General features: G+C 72.5%; 17 protein-coding genes. 9 read left to right on the forward strand and 8 right to left on the reverse strand.

Going from position 1 to position 19,781, the window contains the following annotated elements; translation table 11 throughout:
* Positions 1-27 precede the first annotated feature (27 nt).
* Entirely contained in the window at positions 28-2,205 is a 2,178-nt protein-coding gene (locus PS271_RS01410; protein ID WP_398379349.1) for a hypothetical protein, read from the reverse strand.
* An 810-nt stretch (positions 2,206-3,015) separates the two neighbouring features.
* On the opposite strand from PS271_RS01410, the gene PS271_RS01415 reads away from it, so the two are divergent.
* Positions 3,016-4,032, forward strand: coding sequence for an NAD-dependent epimerase/dehydratase family protein (locus tag PS271_RS01415; RefSeq protein ID WP_398379351.1), 1,017 nt, complete (start codon positions 3,016-3,018; stop codon positions 4,030-4,032).
* A gap of 87 nt (positions 4,033-4,119) precedes the next feature.
* Entirely contained in the window at positions 4,120-5,253 is a 1,134-nt protein-coding gene (locus PS271_RS01420; RefSeq protein WP_398379353.1) for an alpha/beta hydrolase, read from the forward strand.
* On the opposite strand, the gene PS271_RS01425 is transcribed toward PS271_RS01420, so the two are convergent.
* Positions 5,219-6,127: a polyphosphate polymerase domain-containing protein gene (locus tag PS271_RS01425; protein ID WP_398379354.1), complete on the reverse strand. Its 909-nt coding sequence runs from the start codon at positions 6,125-6,127 to the stop codon at positions 5,219-5,221. The genes PS271_RS01420 and PS271_RS01425 overlap by 35 nt on opposite strands.
* The gene (locus PS271_RS01430; RefSeq protein ID WP_398379355.1) at positions 6,124-6,798 is read right to left on the reverse strand and encodes a DUF4956 domain-containing protein; all 675 of its coding nucleotides are present in this window, start codon (positions 6,796-6,798) and stop codon (positions 6,124-6,126) included. The genes PS271_RS01425 and PS271_RS01430 overlap by 4 nt, the downstream gene beginning before the upstream one ends.
* Before the next feature lie 338 nt (positions 6,799-7,136).
* Between PS271_RS01430 and PS271_RS01435 the strand changes: the two genes are divergently transcribed.
* Positions 7,137-7,598, forward strand: a complete 462-nt coding sequence (locus tag PS271_RS01435) for a hypothetical protein (RefSeq protein WP_398379357.1) — start codon at positions 7,137-7,139, stop codon at positions 7,596-7,598.
* 79 nt (positions 7,599-7,677) lie between these two features.
* On the opposite strand, the gene PS271_RS01440 is transcribed toward PS271_RS01435, so the two are convergent.
* Positions 7,678-8,226, reverse strand: a complete 549-nt coding sequence (locus PS271_RS01440; protein WP_398379359.1) for a hypothetical protein — start codon at positions 8,224-8,226, stop codon at positions 7,678-7,680.
* A 51-nt stretch (positions 8,227-8,277) separates the two neighbouring features.
* The gene (locus tag PS271_RS01445) at positions 8,278-9,702 is read right to left on the reverse strand and encodes a HEAT repeat domain-containing protein (protein WP_398379361.1); all 1,425 of its coding nucleotides are present in this window, start codon (positions 9,700-9,702) and stop codon (positions 8,278-8,280) included.
* A 365-nt stretch (positions 9,703-10,067) separates the two neighbouring features.
* Between PS271_RS01445 and PS271_RS01450 the strand changes: the two genes are divergently transcribed.
* A complete protein-coding gene (locus PS271_RS01450) occupies positions 10,068-11,531 on the forward strand; it encodes a PP2C family protein-serine/threonine phosphatase (protein ID WP_398379363.1) in 1,464 nt (487 codons plus the stop codon).
* Positions 11,532-11,577: 46 nt separating this feature from the next.
* On the opposite strand, the gene PS271_RS01455 is transcribed toward PS271_RS01450, so the two are convergent.
* Positions 11,578-13,092: a DNA-binding protein NsdB gene (locus PS271_RS01455; protein ID WP_398379365.1), complete on the reverse strand. Its 1,515-nt coding sequence runs from the start codon at positions 13,090-13,092 to the stop codon at positions 11,578-11,580.
* Positions 13,093-13,396: 304 nt separating this feature from the next.
* On the opposite strand from PS271_RS01455, the gene PS271_RS01460 reads away from it, so the two are divergent.
* Positions 13,397-14,503, forward strand: a complete 1,107-nt coding sequence (locus tag PS271_RS01460) for an aminoglycoside phosphotransferase family protein (RefSeq protein ID WP_398379367.1) — start codon at positions 13,397-13,399, stop codon at positions 14,501-14,503.
* Between the two features lie 268 nt (positions 14,504-14,771).
* Positions 14,772-16,778, forward strand: a complete 2,007-nt coding sequence (locus tag PS271_RS01465) for an N-acetylmuramoyl-L-alanine amidase (RefSeq protein WP_398379369.1) — start codon at positions 14,772-14,774, stop codon at positions 16,776-16,778.
* Positions 16,779-16,856: 78 nt separating this feature from the next.
* Here PS271_RS01465 and PS271_RS01470 read toward each other — a convergent pair whose 3' ends face one another.
* Positions 16,857-17,354 carry a hypothetical protein gene (locus tag PS271_RS01470; protein ID WP_194959883.1) on the reverse strand — a complete coding sequence of 166 codons (498 nt, stop codon included), beginning with the start codon at positions 17,352-17,354 and terminating at the stop codon, positions 16,857-16,859.
* Positions 17,355-17,665: 311 nt separating this feature from the next.
* On the opposite strand from PS271_RS01470, the gene PS271_RS01475 reads away from it, so the two are divergent.
* The 3 genes from PS271_RS01475 (at position 17,666) to PS271_RS01485 (ending at position 19,525) form a co-directional block, all read left to right on the forward strand.
* Positions 17,666-18,106, forward strand: coding sequence for a rodlin (locus PS271_RS01475; RefSeq protein ID WP_398379372.1), 441 nt, complete (start codon positions 17,666-17,668; stop codon positions 18,104-18,106).
* A gap of 157 nt (positions 18,107-18,263) precedes the next feature.
* The gene (locus PS271_RS01480; RefSeq protein ID WP_353620260.1) at positions 18,264-18,338 is read left to right on the forward strand and encodes a putative leader peptide; all 75 of its coding nucleotides are present in this window, start codon (positions 18,264-18,266) and stop codon (positions 18,336-18,338) included.
* A 170-nt stretch (positions 18,339-18,508) separates the two neighbouring features.
* Positions 18,509-19,525, forward strand: a complete 1,017-nt coding sequence (locus tag PS271_RS01485; RefSeq protein WP_398379374.1) for an isopenicillin N synthase family dioxygenase — start codon at positions 18,509-18,511, stop codon at positions 19,523-19,525.
* 7 nt (positions 19,526-19,532) lie between these two features.
* Here PS271_RS01485 and PS271_RS01490 read toward each other — a convergent pair whose 3' ends face one another.
* On the reverse strand, positions 19,533-19,769 hold the full coding sequence (locus PS271_RS01490) for a DUF397 domain-containing protein (protein ID WP_398379376.1): 237 nt from the start codon (positions 19,767-19,769) through the stop codon (positions 19,533-19,535).
* Positions 19,770-19,781 lie beyond the last annotated feature (12 nt).

Raw genomic sequence — 19,781 nt, forward strand, 5'->3', positions numbered from 1 at the left:
TGCGGCACGGAGTGATGGCGGGCCGGGTCAGCGCCGGGCGGCGTCACCGGGGCCGTACGGAACGCGGCCGGTGACGCCCTCGGGCACCGGGAGTGCGGTGCGGGCCGGGGGCTGTACGCGGGCGGTGGCGGAGGCCTGCGCGCCGGCGGCCGGGGTGGCGGCTGCGGGCAGGGTGAGGCCGAGGCCGGTCTGGCCGGCGGCGGGGGCGGCCCAGCCGGAGCGCAGGCCGGCGTAGGCGTCGCCGAAGGCGGCGTTGGTGTCGTTGCGCACGGTGCCGCCGGGCAGGGTGGCGGAGATCTGCGTGCCGGCGGGTGCGGAGACGGTGACGGCGCTGCCGATGCGGTAGGCGGTGACCTTGCCGGCGGCGAGCGCGGCGCTCCAGGCGGCCCGCTTGCTCATCTCCGCGCCGATGTCGCGCATGCGGAGGTTGACCAGCGGGGTGTTGTCGGCGTAGAGGCCGGAGTAGTCGCCGAGGACCTTCTCCAGGACGCTGTAGCCGATCCGCTCCTCGGAGAGGTTGGACTGGTGCATGAAGTGCGGCCGCGGGTCGTTGGCCAGGACGTGGCCCATGGCGATGCGGGCCTCCAGGGGCACGATGTACGACGAGAAGCCGGTCTTGACGTCCAGCGGTGCCTTCAGGCACGTGGTCGTGGAGGAGTTCTCGCAGATGCCGCTGCCGCCGTCGGCCTTCTTCGTGTACAGCCAGTTGTACTCGTCGGTCTGTTCGGTGGCCTTGCCGACGTTGTAGTAGACGTTCATCGGGTAGCGCGGCACGGTGAGCGCGGAGCCGACGGGCCGCTGCTGGGGCTCGCGCGAGTTGTCGCCGGCGACCCAGCCGACGCCGTACTGGGCGAGGGACGGGGCGAGTTCGGGGTTGTCCTTGGGCTGCTGGGGCGTGGTCTTCAGACCGGAGTGCTCACCGGTCACCAGCTCGTCCTTGTCGAGGGCCAGGCCCTGGCGCGCCGCCCAGTTCAGGTTGTTGCCGATCTCGCCGCTGATGGTGGCGCGGCTGACCCAGCGAATGTTGCCGAGGAGGTCGGTGGCGCACTTCCAGGGGACGACGGTGGTGTTCTGCACGCAGCCCAGGAAGGCGTGGGTGTAGGTGTGGTTGATCCAGCGGAAGGACTTCTGGTCGGCGCGCAGCTGGTCGAGCAGGGGATCGTAGGTTCCGCCGTGCTCGGCCTTGAACTCCTCGCTGCCGACGCCGTTGTAGGCCAGGTCGAGCGGGAGGTTGTGGCTCTGCGACCACTGCTTGGCGTACTGGGCGTCGGCCGCCGTCATCCGGATCGGCGGGCTGTCGGGGCTGGGGTTGCCGGGGCAGTCGACGTCGCCGGGGGTGCACTTGCGCTTGGTGTCCCAGCGGTCGTCGGAGGCGAAGACGTCGTCGACGTGCACGCCGAAGTAGTTGCGGGAGGCGCCCAGGTGGATGCCCTGGGTCAGCCACTCCACGATGCCGCGGGAGACCAGCCGGAACTGGCTCTGGTACTGGTTGGCGATGAAGGTGACGACGAGCTCGCTGCGGCCGTCGTGGGTGTACTGGCCGATCAGCGAGCCGCGCGCGCTGCCGCCGGGGACGGGCGCGTCGAGGTAGCTGGTGTAGGAGGCGCCCTGCTCCTGCTGCGCGAGGGGCGCGGCGAGATAGCCGTAGCTCTCGTTGACGGAGGTGTCGTTGTCCTCGAAGGGAACGTTTTTCTTGAGGTAGCCGAAGGGGCCGGTGGCGCCGTCCGCGGTCACCTGTGCGGTCTTGCCGTCGAGGGGCCCGCTGTACCCTCCCCCGTCCTGGGGGCTGTTGAGGCCGACCTTGGGGCTCGCGTACGTGTAGGCGTCGACCTGCCGTATGCCGAAGCGCTTCTCGTACGTGGCGAGGGCGGCCATCTCCGGCGAGTCCGCGCCGAACGGGTTCTCGTTCGGCAGCACGACGCCCTGGAACTTGGCCCGGGGTCTGCCGTCGGTGGTGTCGCTGAGGAAGGCCTCGTCGATGCGCTGCCGGCGGCTGTCCGTCAGGTCCACCTTGGTGTACGGCGTGCCGGCGCCGTCGAGCTCGGCGCGCAGCGCCTCCGTGGCGGGCCCGCCGTCGTCCACGACGAGGACCCGCAGGTCGATCCTGGGCGCGGGGTCGGCGGCACGGGCCGCGCCGGCCGGAGCGGCGACGGCGAGCAGAGCGGCCGCAGACAGTACTGCGGCAAGGCGGGTCGGACGACCCATAGGATTCTCCCCCCAGGACGGCGGCGCGCACGGCGCGGCCCTCCGGTCCAAAGACATGTGCGCGCAGCGCCGACGGCGCGGCCCGCACAGCTGATCGGTCCCCAGTTGATCCCCACTGGCACGGCCCCACGGCGGTCATGCCTCCCCACGCGACCGCCTGCCGGATCCCCCCACGGCCCCGGACACCGATGCCCGTGACCGAGCCGCGCGGCCGGAGCCGGACCGCACGGCGTAACGCGGGCGCGCCGGGCACACCGGTGCCGCGGCATCGAGAGGCACTTGCGTCTCTCAACAGTCTCTCGACCGCCCAGGCATATAGTGCGCCATGCCCGGAGCTCTCGCTGGCTCACTGGCCAGGAGCCGAGGTGAACTCTTCGGCCGGTGGCCGGAATTGACTGCGGCATGTTCACCCCGGGCAAGGCGTCCGGTTCCGTGCCGGGATGCCGGCCGCGCCGCGATGACCTGTGACAACATGGGTGCGCGCCGTGGGCTCCCCGGCGCGCGCTCCCCGGCGCCCCAGGGGTCACGGGAGCGGCGGACCGCCCCGAGATCGGCCGGATGACGGCCGTCCGGCTTATCGCCTTTATCGTCCGATCAGCGGCTACATCCCCCCGGTCGCCGTAGCCGGTGGCCTCATGGCGGAGGACGGCTCGCAGAACCCGGACGCAACCGGAAGCAACTCCTCGCCCTCTAAGTAAGGTTGCCCTCCTTCCACTTGATGATCTCCCCTCCGATTTCCCCCCTCCCGGACCCCGGTCCTTCTCCCTCGCGCCCTTCCCCGGGCCGGGGCGCAAGAGGCAGGGTGGGAGCATGAGGCTCTTGATACTGGGCGGTACGGAGTTCGCGGGCCGGGCCGTCGCGGAGGCGGCGCTGGCCCGCGGCTGGCAGGTGACGGTCTTCCACCGGGGCAGGCACGCCCCGCCGGAAGGAGTGGCGGCCCTGCACGGCGACCGCACCGCGCCGGACGGTCTGCGCGCGCTCGCCCGCGGCGAGTGGGACGCCGTCGTCGACACCTGGTCGTGGGCACCGTCGGCCGTGCGGGACGCGGCGCGGCTGCTCTCCGGGCGCACCGAGCGCTACGCCTACGTCTCCAGCGGCTCGGTGTACCGCTACCCCTCGCCCGCCGGGCACGACGAGGACTGGCCCGTGGTGGACGGTTCGCCGGACGCCGGCGACGTGGAATACGAGGAGGCCAAGCGCGGCGGCGAGCTGGCCGCCCTCGGCTCCTTCGGCGACCGGGCGCTGCTGGTACGGGCCGGGCTGATCCTCGGCCCGGGCGAGAACCTGGGCCGGCTGACGTGGTGGCTGGGGCGGATCGCCCGCGGCGGGCCGGTCCTGGCCCCCGGCCCCCGCGACCTCGGGTTGCAGTACATCGACGTGCGCGACCTCGCCGAGTGGACCCTGGACGCGCTCGCCGCGGGGCTCGGCGGACCGTACAACCTGGTGAGCCCGCCCGGCCACACCACCATGGGCGAGCTGCTGGAGGCGTGCGTCCGGGTGACGGGTTCCGGCGCCCGACTGCGCTGGACCGACCCCGAACGGATCCTCGCCGCGGGCATCGCGCCGTGGAGCGACCTGCCGGTGTGGGTGCCGCCCGGCGAGCTCTACGACGTACTCCACATGGGGGACTCCTCCAAGGCCGTCGCGGCGGGGCTGCGCTGCCGGCCCGTCGCCGCGACCGTGGCGGACACGTGGGCGTGGCTGGAGCGGATCGGCGGGCGGGCGCCGCAGCGGCCGGACAGGCCGCCGCTCGGGCTGGACCGGGAGCGCGAGGAGGAGCTGCTGGGGCGCTCTGCGAGCACGGACACCAATGTCAATATAAAGTGACAAACTGAAATAAGGGTTACGCGACTCAACCTCGTCCGCTCGAACTCCCCTCTCTCCTGGAGACCACCTCCAAGAGGAGTGACTGCCGTGGGCCTGACGTCCCAGACGTTCCTGCTCGTCCTCGCGCTCATCGCCGCAGCGGTGTGCGTGCTCGCCCTGTGGCTGTGGCCGCGCGCGGCGCGGAAGGGGCCGCTCGCGCTGGCCGGCCGCGTCGGCCTGCTCGTCCTGACGCAAGCCGGCATCCTGGCGGTCCTGCTCGTCGCCGCGAACAACGAGTTCGGCTTCTACTCCACCTGGAACGAGCTCCTGGGCCGCGCGTCGAGCAAACAGGTCCTCCAGCCGGGCACGGCCGGCGGGAAGCGGCCGCCCGCGCTCACCGTGAAGGGGCAGGAGTCCATCGGCCTCAAGGGCACCCGCGAGAAGGCCGGGCAGGTGGACCGCATCGAGATCCGCGGCCCGGTCACCGGGCTGAGCATGGACGGCTACGCCTATCTGCCGCCGGAGTACTTCCAGAAGGAGCACGAAAAGGAGAAGTTCCCGGTGGTGGTGGCGATCACCGGCCAGCCGGGGGTCTCCAAGAACCTCATCACCCAGCTCAAGATCCCGCAGGTCGCCTCCTCCGCCATCATGAAGAAGGAGATCCGGCCGACGATCTACGTACTGGTCCGGCCCTCGGTGGTCGCCGACCGCGACACCAACTGCACGGACGTCCCCGGCGGTCCGCAGGCCCTCGCCTTCTTCAACCAGGACCTGCCGCTGGCCGTGACCGACGCCTACCGCGCCGACGACGCCCCGGGCGGCTGGGGCGCCGTCGGCAACTCCACCGGCGGCTACTGCGCGTTGAAGCTCGCGATGACCAACCCCGCGCGCTACGGCGCGGCCGCCGGCCTGTCCGCCGACTACTTCGCCCGGCAGGACAGCAAGACCGGTGACCTGTACGCCGGCAGCAAGGCGTACAAGAACGAGAACGACCTGACGTGGCGCCTGGAGCACCTGCCCCCGCCGCCGGTGTCGCTGCTCGTGGGCACCAGCAAGAACGAGGACAACTACGGGCCCAGCCTGAAGTTCGCGCAGAAGGCGAAGCCACCGCTCAAGGTCGACAAGCTGGTCCGGGACGAGGGCGGGCACAACTTCCAGACGTGGCGCGAGGAGTACCCGGTCGTGCTCAAGTGGCTGGACAAGGAGCTCAAGGAGCGGGCGGCCCGCAACGGCGGTCAGTAGCACCATGGCCCACTGCCGGCCCATCCCCCTCCGCCAGGCCGCCTCCACCGAAGGCCCACCGTGCCGCCCGCCGCCAGCGGTTCGCGGGCAGCGCGGGGCGCAGGACGGCCAGCGCCCCGCAGTACTTCGTGAAGACCGCCGGCCGCACCCCGCAGGCGTGCAGGAGCCGGTCGGCGTCCGTGAGGTGCCCGGCGGTCTTCGTCTCGACGAGGACGAGGTCCGCGCCGCAGGTGACCCGCCGCCCGGCGCGCAGGTCGTCGCAGACGAGCCCCGCGTCACAGGTGATGCGCTCCCCGTCGGCGACGAACGTCGCGCGCAGGTAGTCCGTGCTGAGCGAGGGCCGCAGCGTGGCGGGCGAGCCGATCCCGTAGGCGCGGTGCAGGGTCTCGGCGAGGAACGCCCGGTAGCCGGGGTCGAGCGGGGTGTCCGCGCCCGCGATCGGCCTGCGGTGCTTGACGGTGTCGCCGCGCTTCCCCTTGAGCTTGACCTCGAACTGCCGCTCCCCCGTGTCCTCGTAGACCCGCTCCCGCACCTTGAAGCGGAGCCGGCGGCCCTGCCGGTGGTCGTGGAAGGAGCGCAGGCCCGGGGTGTCGTAGTAGACGGAGTGGTAGCGGAAGGCGCGGCGGCCGTCGATGGTCAGGGCGCGGAAGGGCCCGCCCGGGCGGCCCGGGTCGGTGAGCTGCTCCGCTAGGGAGAGGAACGTTTCTGCGGGGACGAGGTAGCTGCGGTCGAAGCGGGTCATGAGCTCGGCGCGCCGGTTTAACTCCGCGAGGGAGACCGGGGCGGCGGCGTGCGCCGCGGCGTGGATGGCCCGCACCGACGGGGCCTCCGGCAGTGCGGGCGGCGCCGGTTGCCGCTGCGCTGCGTCGGTCACACGGACTCCCACGCGGGGGTGGTCGAACGTGCGGTCCCGGCCTCGGTCCCGCCCTCTGTCCCGGTCTCGGTCCCGGTCGCGGCGAGGACCGTGCGGACCGGCCTGGTCCCCGGCTCGGGCTCGCGGTAGCGGACGTCGACGACCGTCAGGTCGCGTACGTAGTCGACCTCCATGACCGTCCAGTGCAGGGGCTCGCCGAGCCGTCGGGCGAGGTCGGCCCGCAGCGCGGCGGGGTCGCCGTGCACCGTGTCGAGGGTGACCACGGTGCGGCGCGAGCGGGCGAGCAGGCGGGGGTGGTCGGCGGCGTAGACGACGAGGAGCAGGACCGCGCTGAGCGCGGCGGCGAGCCCGAACGCGAGGTGCGGCAGGCCGGTGATGAGACCGAGGACCAGCGTCGTGAAGTAGTACGCGACTTCCTCGTGCTGGACGGAGTCCGACCGCAGCCGGATGATCGACAGCACGCCGAACATCCCGAACCCGAGGGCCATGCCGCCGCTGCCGCCCAGCTCGGCGAGGGCCGCGACGACGGTGAACAGGGCGACGTTCAGGGCCAGGTAAGCGGGCACGAGGTCACGTCGCCGGTGCCGCGGGTAGTAGATCGCGAACGTCAGCAGGCACACGGCCAGGAGGTCGAGCCCGAGGTGGGCGGCGAGGTGGCGAAGGGAGTCCATTGCTCACTCTCTGTGTGTCGGAAGGAACACAGACCATAGGAAACTCTGGGTGAACAATCGCTTACTTCTCGGTGAACAATGCGCGTCCTTGATGGAAGTGGATCCCAAGTGTCCGGATCGGTACGACGCGTGTCGCATTCGACGCTCTTGCCCCGCGTGTCACACCGCTCTAGGAGCTGAACGTTCCAGTTCCGTCCCAGAGCTTCCGTGCGCCCTGCTCGGCGGCTTGTCGGTGTGCAGATAATAGGGGCCGCGTTCCGGCGGACGGGCCTCTGCGGCCCGTCCGGCGGAGGCGCACCGTACGTACGAGAACACCCGGAACACCGATGGGGGCGTCAATGAACGCTGAGCTGATGGACGACGAGCAGCGGGCGGGCGCGGCAGCGCCGGCCGTACGGCGGCGGTGGCAGCGGGCCCGCCGGGCGGCCGTCGTCGCGGCCCTGGCGCTGGGCGCCTCCCTGCTGGTCTCCCCCGCCTCGGCCCAGCCCGTGGAGCAGGCCCGGCCGGCCGTCGTGACGGCCGCGGCCGAGCGTCAGGCCGAGGTGAACACGGCGGCGGGCGCCGCGCAGCCCGGTGCCGCGAACGCGCTCCAGGCCTCGCACGGCCACCGGTCCGCGAAGGACCACGTGACGACGGCGGCGAAGAAGCCGAAGAAGGAAAAGAAGAAGAAAAAGGGCTTCTTCAAGAAGCTCGGCATCTTCCTGATCATCGTGCTGATCCTGGTCGTGATCTTCATCATCGTGCTGATCGCCCTGGCGATCCACTTCATCCGGAAGGCCCTCAAGCGCCGCCGCCCCTGAGGCGGTCTCCCTTGAGCGGCAGGGGTGCGGGGCGGCGCGGCCGCCCCGCACCCCTTTGCCGTTTTCCGTCGCCCGGCCGTCAGCTGACGGTCTGGTCGCCGTCGGGCACGTCCTGGACGGTCACGACGGCGCGCGGCTGCCCGAGGCCCGCGGCGACGGCCGCGGCGATGCCACCGGGGTCGGGCGCCTCCGGGAAGGGCACGGCCTCGCCGTCCCCGTAGCTCTCGATGGCCTTGGTGAAGTAGCTCGGGTCCCAGGCGCCGACGGCGCCCCTGACCTCGACCGCGCGCACCGCCCGGCCGCCCACGCGCTGCTTCAGCGCGGACAGGATGCGGTCGGAACGGAGCTCGCCCGGCACCTGGAAGAGGCTGGCGTGGGCGCCCACGAGACCGCCGTCGCGCAGCCGGACGGTGAGAGTGAGGCAGCTCGTGACGCTCGGGTAGAGGAGGGTGCCGCCCGGGGCGGCCTCGGCGACCTGCCCCTCCGTGATCCTGACGGCGGCGGCCTTGCTGTCCGCACCGCCCGCGGCCTTGCCGGCGACGGCGGCGGGCGTCGGCACCGGAGCCGCCTCCGCGGCCGTCGCGGCCGCCAGCTGCGTGCCTATGAGGACGGCCGCCGCGGCTGCCATTTTTTTCGTACGTGTTATCGCATTCACGCGATCATTCTGCTGGTCCGCCGCTCACACCGCGGTCTCCGGGCCGAAGCGGCTGCGGACCGCGGTCTGGACGTCGTCCTCCTCGGCCGGGTCCGCGGCGAGCCTGCGCAGCTGTTCGACGACGCGGGCGTCGGCGGTGGTGGCGTGGTGCGCGGCGAGCTCGCGGGTCGTCTCCTCGCAGTCCCACAGGCACTCCACCGCGAAGCCGGTCGCGAACGACGGGTCCGTCGCCGCCAGCGCCCGCGCCGTGCGGCCGCGCAGGTGCGAGGAGGAGGTCTCCCGGTAGACGTGGCGCAGCACGGGCGCGGCGCAGGTGATCCCCAGGCGCCCGGCGCCCGGCACGAGGTCCCACAGGACCGGCGCGTCGGGGCCCTCGGCCCGCACCGTGCGGCGCAGGGCGCCGAGGACCAGCGTCGCGTCGTAGGGGGCGCCGCGGGAGGCGAGCATGCCGGCGGCGGCGCCGCCGAGGGCGTCGGTGCGGTGGATCCAGGCGCGGGCGCGCTCCAGGGCGGCCGTGCCGCGCATGCGCTCGAAGGCGGTGACGGCGGCCTCGGCCACGAGCCCGGCGGGGTCGGCCGCGGCGGCCTCGATGAGGTCGAGCGCCTGGGGGTCGTCGTGCTCGGCGAGGTAGCGCAGGGCGGTGGCGCGGGCGGCCTCGGGGCCGAACGCGGCGGCCTCGATGATCTCCAGCCGGTCCTCGGGGCCCGCGACGGCGTTCAGGCAGCGGGTCGCGGGGACGTGGCGGAGCTGGGCGGGGTAGAGGCCGAGGCCCTCCTGGGCCCAGTCGAGGACCTCGCGCACGCTCCAGCCGGGCCGCGGGCCCGACGGGCGCAGCTGGCGCTGCCAGCGGTCGAAGGAGCCCTGCTCCTGCGCGGCGCGCACCCGGGCGGCGGTCGCGGGCGACTGCGCCTCGTCGGCCCACAGCCGCCAGGGGCGGGGCTCGAAGGCGTCGCGGACGGCCGCGGCGAGGTCGCGGTCGCCCTCCGGGCCGGCGGGGAAGCGGGCCAGGACGCTCTCGCCGAGGGCGATCAGGCCGGCGTCGTCGTCGCGCAGGGCGAGCTCGTCGAGGGCCCAGGCCCAGTTCGCGCCGGAGATCGCGTACCGCCGCAGGAGCAGCAGGGCGTCCTCGCGGCCGTACGAGGCGAGGTGGCCGAGGACGGCGAGGGCGAGGCCGGTGCGCTCCTCCGCGGTGTCGAGGAGGTCGTCGGCGCAGAAGAGGTGCCGCTCCAGCTCGCCGAGCCCGGCGTCGAGGTCCAGACACAGGCGCGCGTAGTACAGGGAGCGGTTCTCCACCTGCCAGTCGCGCCGGGGGTCGCGCAGGAGACAGTGGTGGAGCGCCGCGAGCGCCTCCGCCCGCGGCGCCGCGAGGGCATGCAGGGTCCCGTCGCCGCGGCCTCGCTGAAGGAGGCCGAGCAGGGTGCCGCTGGGCGCTATGTCTGGATCGAACATGGGGTCAGCATCCGGTGCGGGGAGTCGGCTGGCAACGGGATTTCCGTCGTCCGGCATTCTTGCCGGTGTCCACCGGTGCTATGCGTGGTGAACAGGGGGAACTCGAGGTCGGTCGAGCGCCCCGCAGCCTACCTGGAGTGTGGGATTCCGCCGAGCCCCGTCCGTTTCGCCGCTTTTCCTCCGCTCTTTCGCCCCCTCCCCCGTCTCTCCCGCCTCCCTCCTGCCTCTGGCATATGCCCTGGACACCACCGGATCGGGTGTTGCCAAAGCCCTTACAGGCCCTCGCCGCCTGTGCCAGAGTCGTTACGGCTCATCCCGCGGACCCTACGGAGCCGGCTGTGCCGCTCCCCCCATCGGAGTACGACATGCCGTCCCCCCTCCACCCGGACTCCTCCGCAGCTCAGCCGCCCGAGCACGGCACGGTCGACGCCCTCATCTCACAGACGCGGCGGCTGCGCGGCGGCCTCGACGCCGTGCGGCGCGCGGCGGCCGCCGAGGAGGCGCCGGACGACGCCCGCAGGCGCTGGCACCGCGCCCTGTGCGACCTCGCGGCCCACCACCTCGACGATCTCGGGGAGCACCTGGGCCAGCTCCGCGAGGGCCCCCCGCCGCCCGGCCTCCCCGCGGGCTCGGTAGCGGCCCCGGCCGCGCCGCCCGCCCCGCCGCCCGGCACCGCGCCGGGCCGGGTCGGCAGCGCGGAGTGGAATCTCCTCACCGACGAGGCCACCTGGTCCGACGAGCTCTACCAGCTCTTCGGCCGCCGGCCCGAGGACGGCCCCCTCACGCTGGACGAGCTCCCCTCCTGGCTGCCCGAGGAGGACCGCGGCCTGCTGACCGCGATGGTCACCGGCTGCCTGGTGGACGGCAAGCCCATCGACGGCGAATTCCGCATCGTCCGCGGCGACGGCTCGCTCCGCGCGGTGCACATGATGGGCGAGCCCGTCCTGGACGGCGACGGCACCGCGACCTCGATGTGGGCCGTCTTACGCGACATCAGCGAGCTGCGCCGCAGCCGCCGCGCCGTCGACGAGACCTGCGACTCCCTGCAACGCCGGCAGCACATCGCCCGGACCGAGCACCGGATCGCCGTCGAGCTCCAGGAAGCCGTGCTGCCGCCGTGGCGCGGCTCCCTGCGCTTCCCCCAGGGCGGCTCCGCACAGTCCGGCGACTCCCCCGGCGCCCTCGACCTCGCCGCCCACTACCTCCCTTCCGCCAGCAGCGCCCTCATCGGCGGTGACTGGTTCGACGCCCTGGGGCTGCCCGGCGGGCAGACCCTCCTCAGTGTGGGCGGCCTCACCGGGCACGGCGTGGCCGCCACCTCCGGCATGGCCATGCTGCTCGGCGCGCTGCGCGGCATGGCCGTGACCGGCGCCGAGCCCGGCCCGCTCATGGGCTGGCTCAACCGCCTCCTCGACGCCTCCGCGCAGCCCGCCCTGGGCAGCGCCGTCTGCTGCCGCTACGACCCCGCGAGCCGCACCCTGACCTGGTCCCAGGCGGGCCACCCCGCGCCGCTGCTCTTCCGCGGCGGGAAGGGCCGTGCGCTGCGGCCGCCGGAGGGCATGCTGCTCGGGGCCGTCGCGGATGCCGCCTACGGACAGGCCGAGGAGCTCCTGGAGCCCGGCGACGTCCTTCTCCTGCACACCGACGGACTCTCGCCCCACAGCACCGGGCCGGCCGCCGGAACGGTCACCGACCGCCTGCTGGACCTCGCCCCGCGGTTCACCGCGGCGAAGAGCGCACAGGACTGCGTACGGGCCGTGCTGGAGGAGTTCGGCAGCAAGGAGCGCGAGGACGATGCCTGTCTGCTGATCGGCCGCATCAGCGGCTAGCCGGATCGGCAGCCGGACACGCCGGACACGCCGGACACGCCGACGGCTAGACGGCCATGCCCTTTCCTCCGCTCCCTCCGCCCTTCTTGGGCTGTGCTTTGGGGGCCTTGGGCAGGGCCCGTTTGATCTCCTGCCGGAGATCCTCGATCCGGGCGTATCCGGCGTACTTCCCCGTGAGGCGGTACATCTCGCGGAGCCGGTCCCAGGTGCGGTGCGAGGAGGTCTCGCCGATGGACACCAGTGCCAGCCGGGCGTAGGTGTCCGCCTGTTCGGGGTCGTTGCTGATGAAGCAGGCCGACGCCATGGAGATGTAATCGAAGATCATCGAGCGCTGGTGACCGCTCTTGCGCAGGGCCAGTGCTTCTCTGGCGTGCTGCTGGGCGATGGCCGCGGCCGCCGCGTCGTGCTCGGCGAGCGTGCGGTAGGCCAGGGCCTGCATGCCGTGGAGGTCGGCTTCGTCGAAGTGCTGCATCCAGCTGGGGGGCGGCACGTCCCGCTTGTCGGAGACGAAGAGCTCCTCGGCCTCGCCGAGCGTGCGCCGCATGGCCTGGCCCCGGCCCATCGACGCCTGTGCCCAGGCCTCGATGGTGCAGAGCATGGCACGGGTGCGGGGCAGGGTCTCGTCACCGGAGCCGGACTTGGCGAGCCGCATCAGGTCGAGGGCGTCGTCGGGCCGGCCCAGGTGCACCATCTGGCGGGCCGCCCGGGAGAGCGCCTCTCCGGCCCGGGGCCGGTCGCCGCCCTCGCGGGCCGCGTGGGCGGCGATGACGAAGTATTTCTGAGCGGTCGGTTCGAGCCCCACGTCGTGGGACATCCAGCCGGCGAGCACCGCGAGGTTCGCGGCGACGCCCCACAGCCTGCGCTGGAGGTGCTCGGGATGGTGGTAGGAGAGCATCCCGCCCACCTCGTTGAGCTGGCCGACCACCGCCTTGCGCTGCAGACCGCCGCCGCGGGCCGCGTCCCACGCGCGGAACACCTTGACCGAGTGCTCCAGGGCGTCGATCTCGGTGGAGCCCACCGGCGCGGCCTCGTAGCGGTCGAGCCCGGCGGTTTCGGCGTGGACGGCGTCCCTGTGCAGCGGATCGTCGAAGCGGGGGGAGTCGGAGGCGAGGACCGGATCGGAGTGCAGCCAGTCGTGCATAGCGCTGCTGAGTGCTGAGCCTGCGGCGAGCGCGGCGCCCGCGCCCACCAAGCCGCGTCGGTTGAGCATGAGGTCCATTCCCGTGAATTCGGTGAGGACCGCGGCGGTCCGCTCGGGCGGCCAGGGGAGGCCGTCCGCGGACTGCCCCCTACCCGCGCGCCCTCGACGGCCGAACCCGAGGTCCTCGATGGTCACGACACGGCCGAGTCGCTCGGTGAAGAGGGCTGCCAGCACCTTGGGCACGGGATCGCGCGGGGACTCCCCCATGTCGATCCAGCGCCGCACCCGCGAGGTGTCGGTCGCCAGCTGCGGGTGGCCCATGACGGCCGCCTGCCGGTTCACGAGCCTCGCCAGTTCGCCCTTGGACCATCCGGCCAGGCCGAACAGATCCGCGAGGCGGGTGTTGGGTTCCCTTGTCACGTCAAGCCCCCAGGTTCTCGGCTGACTTGAAGGTAGCGGTCCGTCATGGACCAAGCGAGTATTCGCCAGGGTTCGCCAGGGTCCGCCACATGGTGTGCCACCCGCGGACGGGTGTGATGTAGGAACGCGCCACCCCGGTCCCCGGCAGCCGGCCGCGGATCCGCTGGTTCCCCGCGTATGCAGCGCGCACATGGCGGCATATGCGGGGAGGATCCTCCCCGTGCATTCCCCAGGGTGCACGGCCGGTTCCGGGTACCGGGGCAGCGCGGCAACTCGTCGGCACACGAAGGGATCCGTTCCGCTCATGTATGCAGCCTCGTCCTCCGTGTCCGCCCCGCCCCGGCTCCGCCCCCAGCACGCCGGCGGCGGGCCGTACCTCGACCCCTCCCACGCCGCTGGGGCCGCCTTCGGGGGAGGACGGGCCCGGCTGGCCCCGGGGCTGGGCAGCCAGCCGCTCAGCGGGAGAATCGACTTGTCCGGCCCCCAGGGGGCGCAATTGCGCACGGTGATCGCCGCGGTGCAGCGCATCTGCCCGGAGTTCAACGCCGTCCAGGTCCTGCGCCGCAGCGGGCACTCCGTCCTCCTGGTCGGCTCCACCGGCCGCACCACAGCTGTGGCCAAGTGTTTACTGGATACCTCCCCTAGCTGGACCGAGCGGTTCCGGCAGGAAATAGCGACATACCGTGCGTTCGTCCGCCACCGTCCGCCGGTGCGGGTGCCGCGGCTCATCGCCGCGGACCCCGACAACTGCACGCTGGTGATCGAGCGCATGCCCGGGCGGCCCGCCGCCGTACAGCGCCACCCTTCGGAGACCCCGCCGCGGGCGGATGTCCGGGCCGCGCTGGGCGCGATCTGCCGGGTCAATCTGTGGCGCCCCCCGGCCGGCATGTTCGACATGCCGCTGGACTACGGCAAGCGCATCGCGCGCTACCACGAGCTGGGCCTGCTGACCGACCGCGACATGGGCGACCTGCAAAAGCTGCTGTACGGGCTGGCCCACGTCCAGGGCCAGTTCTGCCACGGCGACGCCCAGCTCTCCAACATCCTCCTGGCCCCCACGGGCCCGGTGCTGGTGGACTGGGACCAGGCGGGCTGGTATCTCCCGGGGTACGACCTGGCCACGCTCTGGATGGCCCTCGGGGACGCCCCGGTGGCGCGCCGGCACATCAGCCAGGTCGCCCGGCAGGCGGGCACGGTGCAGCGTGACGCCTTCCTGGTGAACCTCATGCTCATCCTGACCCGCGAGCTCCGTACGTGCGAGACGGCCGTGCAGCGCGCCATGCAGGACCCCGCCCCGGCGGTGCCCGGTGCGGTCGACTCGGGCGAGGAGCAGCGGCTGCTGCTCCGCCGGCTGCACGACGACTGCGCGCTGGCCCGGCGCGCCGTCCGGGCGGCGGTGGGCACCCGCTGACGGCCCGCTGAATGCCACGCCGACGGCAGTTCAGCGACCCCCTTCGCGACACGCCGCGCCCCGAGCGCGGCGTGTCGCCGTGTGCGGGGCCGGAAAAGGTGCAGCCTCGGCGTCGGAGGCGCAGCGCTCGTACGGGCAACATGCTTCGCAGCAGCATGATTGACGGATCGTCTGCCAGGGGCTACCTCTGGTTACGTCCGGTCCCGCACGCCCGCTCGCGCCCCGACCATTTCCCGCGCGTGGCACGGCACGCCCCGAGGAGGCTGCATTGCGAGGATCCGTTCCCGAATCGTGGACCGCCCCCCTGAGAGCCCTCCGAAGAAGCCGGGGGGCGTTCCGGGCTGCCGGAGTACTGGCTTCGGCCGCCCTTTTGCTGCCCGTGGCGCCCGGTGCGGCGACGGCCACGGACCGCCAGGTGCGCTCCGGCGCGCTACAGCGGGCCTTCGCCGCGGCGTCCCATGAATATCGCGTTCCGCAGAGTGTGCTGCTGGGCGTCTCCTATCTGGAGTCGCGGTGGGACAGTCACGGCGGCGCCCCGAGCGTCACCGGCGGCTACGGCCCGATGCACCTGACCGATGCCGCGCACGCCGTGGCCGCGGTTCCGCACCACAGTGAAGGCCGCGAGGATCCGCGCGGCGACGGCTCCCGTGCGGCCGCCGGTCCCCGGACGGTCCGGCCGTCCGTGCTGCCGGCCGGGGAGGTCCCGGCGCGGCTGCGCACCCTGGAGCAGGCCGCCCGGGTGTCCGGTCTGCCGCGGGAGGCCCTGCGCAAGGATCCCGCCGCGAACGTGAGGGGTGGCGCGGCGCTGCTCGCCGCCGCCCAGAAGCGGCTGCGGCTGCCCTTGAGCGAGAATCCGGCCGACTGGTTCGGCGCCGTGGCGGGCTATCCGGGCGCCTCCGACACGGCGACGGCCACGGCCTTCGCGCGTGACGTCTTCGACGTGATCCGTTCGGGGCAGCGGCGGACGAACGACGTCGGCCAGCAGGTCGCCCTGGCGGCCGTCCCGCGCCTGCCCGAGCGCGCGGAGCAGGTGCGGCGGCTGGGCCTGCCGGATCCTTCGGACGAGGAGACCGAGTGCCCGTCGGCGGTGGCCTGCGAGGCGATCCCGGCCCCGTACGAGAAGCTGCCGGGCGACAACAACTACGGCAATCACGATCTGGCGGACCGCCCGGATTCGCAGAAGACGGAGTTCATCGTCATCCACGACACGGAGGGGTCCTGGGAGACGACGATCAAGCTGATCAAGGATCCCGCGTACGTCTCGTGGAACTACACCGTGCGCTCCGCGGACGGCCACATCGCCCAGCACGTGCCGACGAAGGACGTGGCCTGGCACGCGGGGAACTGGTACGTGAACGCGAAGTCGGTCGGCATCGAGCACGAGGGCTTCCTGGCCCAGCCCGACGCCTGGTACACGGAGGAGATGTACCGCACCTCGGCCCGCCTGGTGCGGTATCTGGCGCAGCAGCTGGAGATCCCGCTGGACCGGCAGCACATCCTGGGCCACGACAACGTCCCGGGCACGACCCCGGCGACGATCAAGGGGATGCACACCGACCCCGGTCCGTACTGGGACTGGGCGCATTACTTCGACCTGATGGGCAAGCCGTTCGGCCCGACGGGCGGCGCGTACGCGGGCATGGTCACCGTCCTCCCCGACTACGACGCGCACAAGCCCGCCTACACCGGCTGCACGGGCCCGGCGAAGCCGTGCGCCCCGCACGGTTCGGGTGCGGTGCGGCTGTACACGCAGCCGAGCGAGAAGGCGCCGCTGGTGAAGGACGCCGGGCTGCGGCCGGACGGCAGCGCGTCCACGATCGACGTCAACGACACGGGGGCCCGCGCCTCGACGGGCCAGCAGTTCGCGGTGGCGGGGCGCAAGGGCTCGTGGACGGCGATCTGGTACCTGGGGCAGATGGCGTGGTTCAAGAACCCGGTGTCGCAGCCGACCGCGGTCAACGCCTACGGCTCGGTGGTCACGCCGAAGGAGGGGCTGGCGGAGGTCCCCGTGTTCGGGCGGGCGTATCCGGAGAAGGAGGCGTATCCCGCGGAGGTGCCGGTGCAGGCGCTGGCCCCGCTGCCGTACAAGCTGCTCGCCGGGCAGGCGTACGTGATGGGGCAGCGGCTCCGGAGCGAGTATCTGTGGGCGAAGACCTTCGATCCCGCGGGCCACAAGGTGATCCGGGGCAGGGAGGCGTACTACGAGATCCAGTTCGGGCACCGGGTGGCCTTCGTGAAGGCCGCTGACGTGACCGTGCGGCCCTCGAACCGCTAGCGCGCCTGACAGAGGACGCGAGGAGCCCGGTACGGCGTGGCCGTACCGGGCTCCGGTGCGTCGTGTGCGGGGGTCTCGTCAGGCGGTCTGGAACATCTCGGCCGGCAGCGGCTTGAGGAGCTGGTAGAGCTCGTCCGTGATGGGCCGGTCCCAGCTGGCGATGGTGACGAGGACGCCGTCGCTGCGGTCGAACTGGGTGCAGGAGATGCGGCCCTCGGAGCACTTGATGCGCCGGACGATCAGCAGGTTGTCCTCGTGCATGACCGGGATGTCCTCGGTCTCCAGCACCTGCACCGGCTCCTCGTTGCCGAGCGCGGCCAGGAGCTGGGTGACCTCGAAGGGCACCTGGCCCTCGTCGAGCTCGCGCGCCGGGGAGCCCTCGGGCAGATTGCCGATGATCATCGCCGGGCCGCGCCCGCCGAAGAGGTCGTAGCGGAGGAAGACACCCTGGCAGCTGCCGTCGGGCGCGGGCAGCAGCCCGGCCCCGAGATCGCCCGGCCAGTCCCCCGGGTCCATGGCCAGGACGTCGAAGTCCGGCCCGGTGGGCGTGGCGCTGCGGCGGCGGAGGAAGGACATGCTCACATCGTACGTGCCCGGGGCCCCGGAGTGGCGCCGGGGAGGGCTTCGGCGGCGGCCCGCAAGAGGGGCCGTGGCGCCCCGCCCAGGGCCCGCCCGGACGCGGCTTGTGGGGGCGCTGCCCGGGCGGGCCGACGGCCGAAGAACTCCGCCGCGGCGGCACGTTACCAGGCGAATATGGGACTTCTCCTTACGGAAACCACCCCTCTGGAGCAAATGAGTGAATTCCCGAAACTTCCGTTATGGGGCTGAGTTACTCAGATCGCTTCCCTGTCTTTGAGAGGCAGCTAATCGATCGAAAGGCACAGACCGTGCTCAAGAAGGTACTCACGACGGCCGCCGTGACGGTTACCACTGTCGGCACCATCGCCGGCCCGGCGATGGCGATCGGCAACGACCAGGACGTCGCCAACGGCAACGCTTCGCACACCGGTTACGGCAACACCAAGACCGGTGGCAAGGAAAGCCCGCAGATGAGTCTGATCCAGGGCACTCTCAACAAGCCGTGCATCGGTATCGGCAAGATCGGTATCCAGTCGCTGATCGCGCTGCTCAACATCGGCGTCCAGGACGTGCCGATCCTCACTTCCCAGCAGCAGCAGCAGTGCACCGACAACTCGACGATCAGCGACGGCGACGACCCGCTGTCGCACATCCTCGACGAGATCCCGATCATCTCGGGCAACGGCTCGGGCAACAAGGGCGGCGGCCACCCCGGCTTCGGCGGCCCCGGCTTCAACCACGGCCACTGACCGACGCCGCGACCGGCGCTGCGGCCGCTGTGCGGTCGGCCGGTTCTCCCCCTGTCTCGGGTGCACGGGCCCCGGGGCAGGGGGCTTTCCCTTGCCCGGAAACCGCAGGTCAGAGCCATCGGCGCCGGTTTCCCGGCGGGTCGTATACGATGGGCCCGTGACTATGCTCGTCAAACGCCGCCACGTGGACCTCCTCCGCGTCACGAGCATGTCCTGTCGCCGTTACGGCTGATCTTCTTCCTGCCCGGCCCCTTTCTTCGGGCCGTGGCCTGCTTTCTTTCTTTTCCTTCCTGCCGCTTTCCCGGTCCCGCTCCGCCCTGCCCGCGCACCCCGCGGCGGCGGCGCGGGCGTCCGGCGCACCGCCGTACGCGATTCCGGGCCCTCACGCTGTGGACAACCCTCATGAGCAACGAGCTTCCCGTCCTCGACCTCTCCGCCGCCTCCGCCGGCCCCGAGGCCCGTGCCCGCTTCCGCGAGCAGCTGCACTCGGCCGCGCGCGACGTGGGCTTCTTCCACCTGACCGGCCACGGCGTCACCGAGGCCGAGACCGCCGAACTGTGGCGCACCATGCGGGCGTTCTTCGCCCTCCCCGAGGCGGACCGGCTGTCCATCAGCAACCTCAACTCCCCCCACTTCCGCGGCTACACCCGCACCGGCGACGAGCGGACCGGCGGCAGCCGGGACTGGCGCGACCAGCTCGACATAGGCGCCGAGCGGGAGCCGCACGTGCCGGGCCCGGACGAGCCCGGCTACTGGTGGCTGGAGGGCCCGAACCAGTGGCCCGCGGCCCTGCCCGAGCTGCGTACGGCGGCGCTGGGCTGGATCGACCGGCTGAGCGCGGTCGCCGAGCGGCTGCTGCACGAGCTGCTGGCCTCCATCGGCGCCCCCGAGGACTTCTACGACGAGGCCTTCGCCGACCGCCCCCACCTGCACCTGAAGCTGGTCCGCTACCCCGGCAGCGCCCCCGACGGGGCGGGCCAGGGCGTGGGCGCCCACAAGGACTACGGGTTCCTGACCCTGCTCCTCCAGGACGAGGTCGGCGGCCTGCAAGTGGAGGCGGCGGACGGGTCCTTCGTCGACGTGCCGCCGGTGCCGGGCGCGTTCGTGATCAACCTGGGCGAGCTGCTGGAGGTGGCCACGAACGGCTATCTGAAGGCCACCAACCACCGTGTGGTCAGCCCCGCCGGCACCCGCGAGCGGTTCTCGGTCCCGTTCTTCTACAACCCGCGCCTGGACGCCCGCATCGCGCCCGTGCCGTTCGCGCACGCGGACCGGGCGCCGGGCGTCACGCAGGACGCCCGCAACCCGCTGTTCGCCGAGTACGGCCGCAACGAGATCAAGGGCTGGCTGCGTGCGCACCCCCAGGTGGCCCGCCGCCACCACGCGGAGCTGCTGACCGAGGGCACGCCCGTGGGCTGACAGCCCATCAGGTCAGGTCGAAGTCGCCCTCGCGCGCGCCGCGTACGAAAGCCCGCCAGTCCCCCGGCGTGAAGACGAGCGCGGGCCCGTCCGGATTGCGTCCGTTGCGCATCGCGATGAAGCCTTCGACGAAGGCGATCTGGACATCGCCGGTCCCCTGGCTGCTCGACAGCCAGGCGGCGTTGCCGAGGTCGAGATCGGGCACGATGCCGCCCGCCGGTCGTTCAGTCGTGCTCTCCGCCACTGCTGAAGCTCC

The sequence above is a fragment of the Streptomyces sp. SCA2-17 genome, from assembly GCF_044336695.1.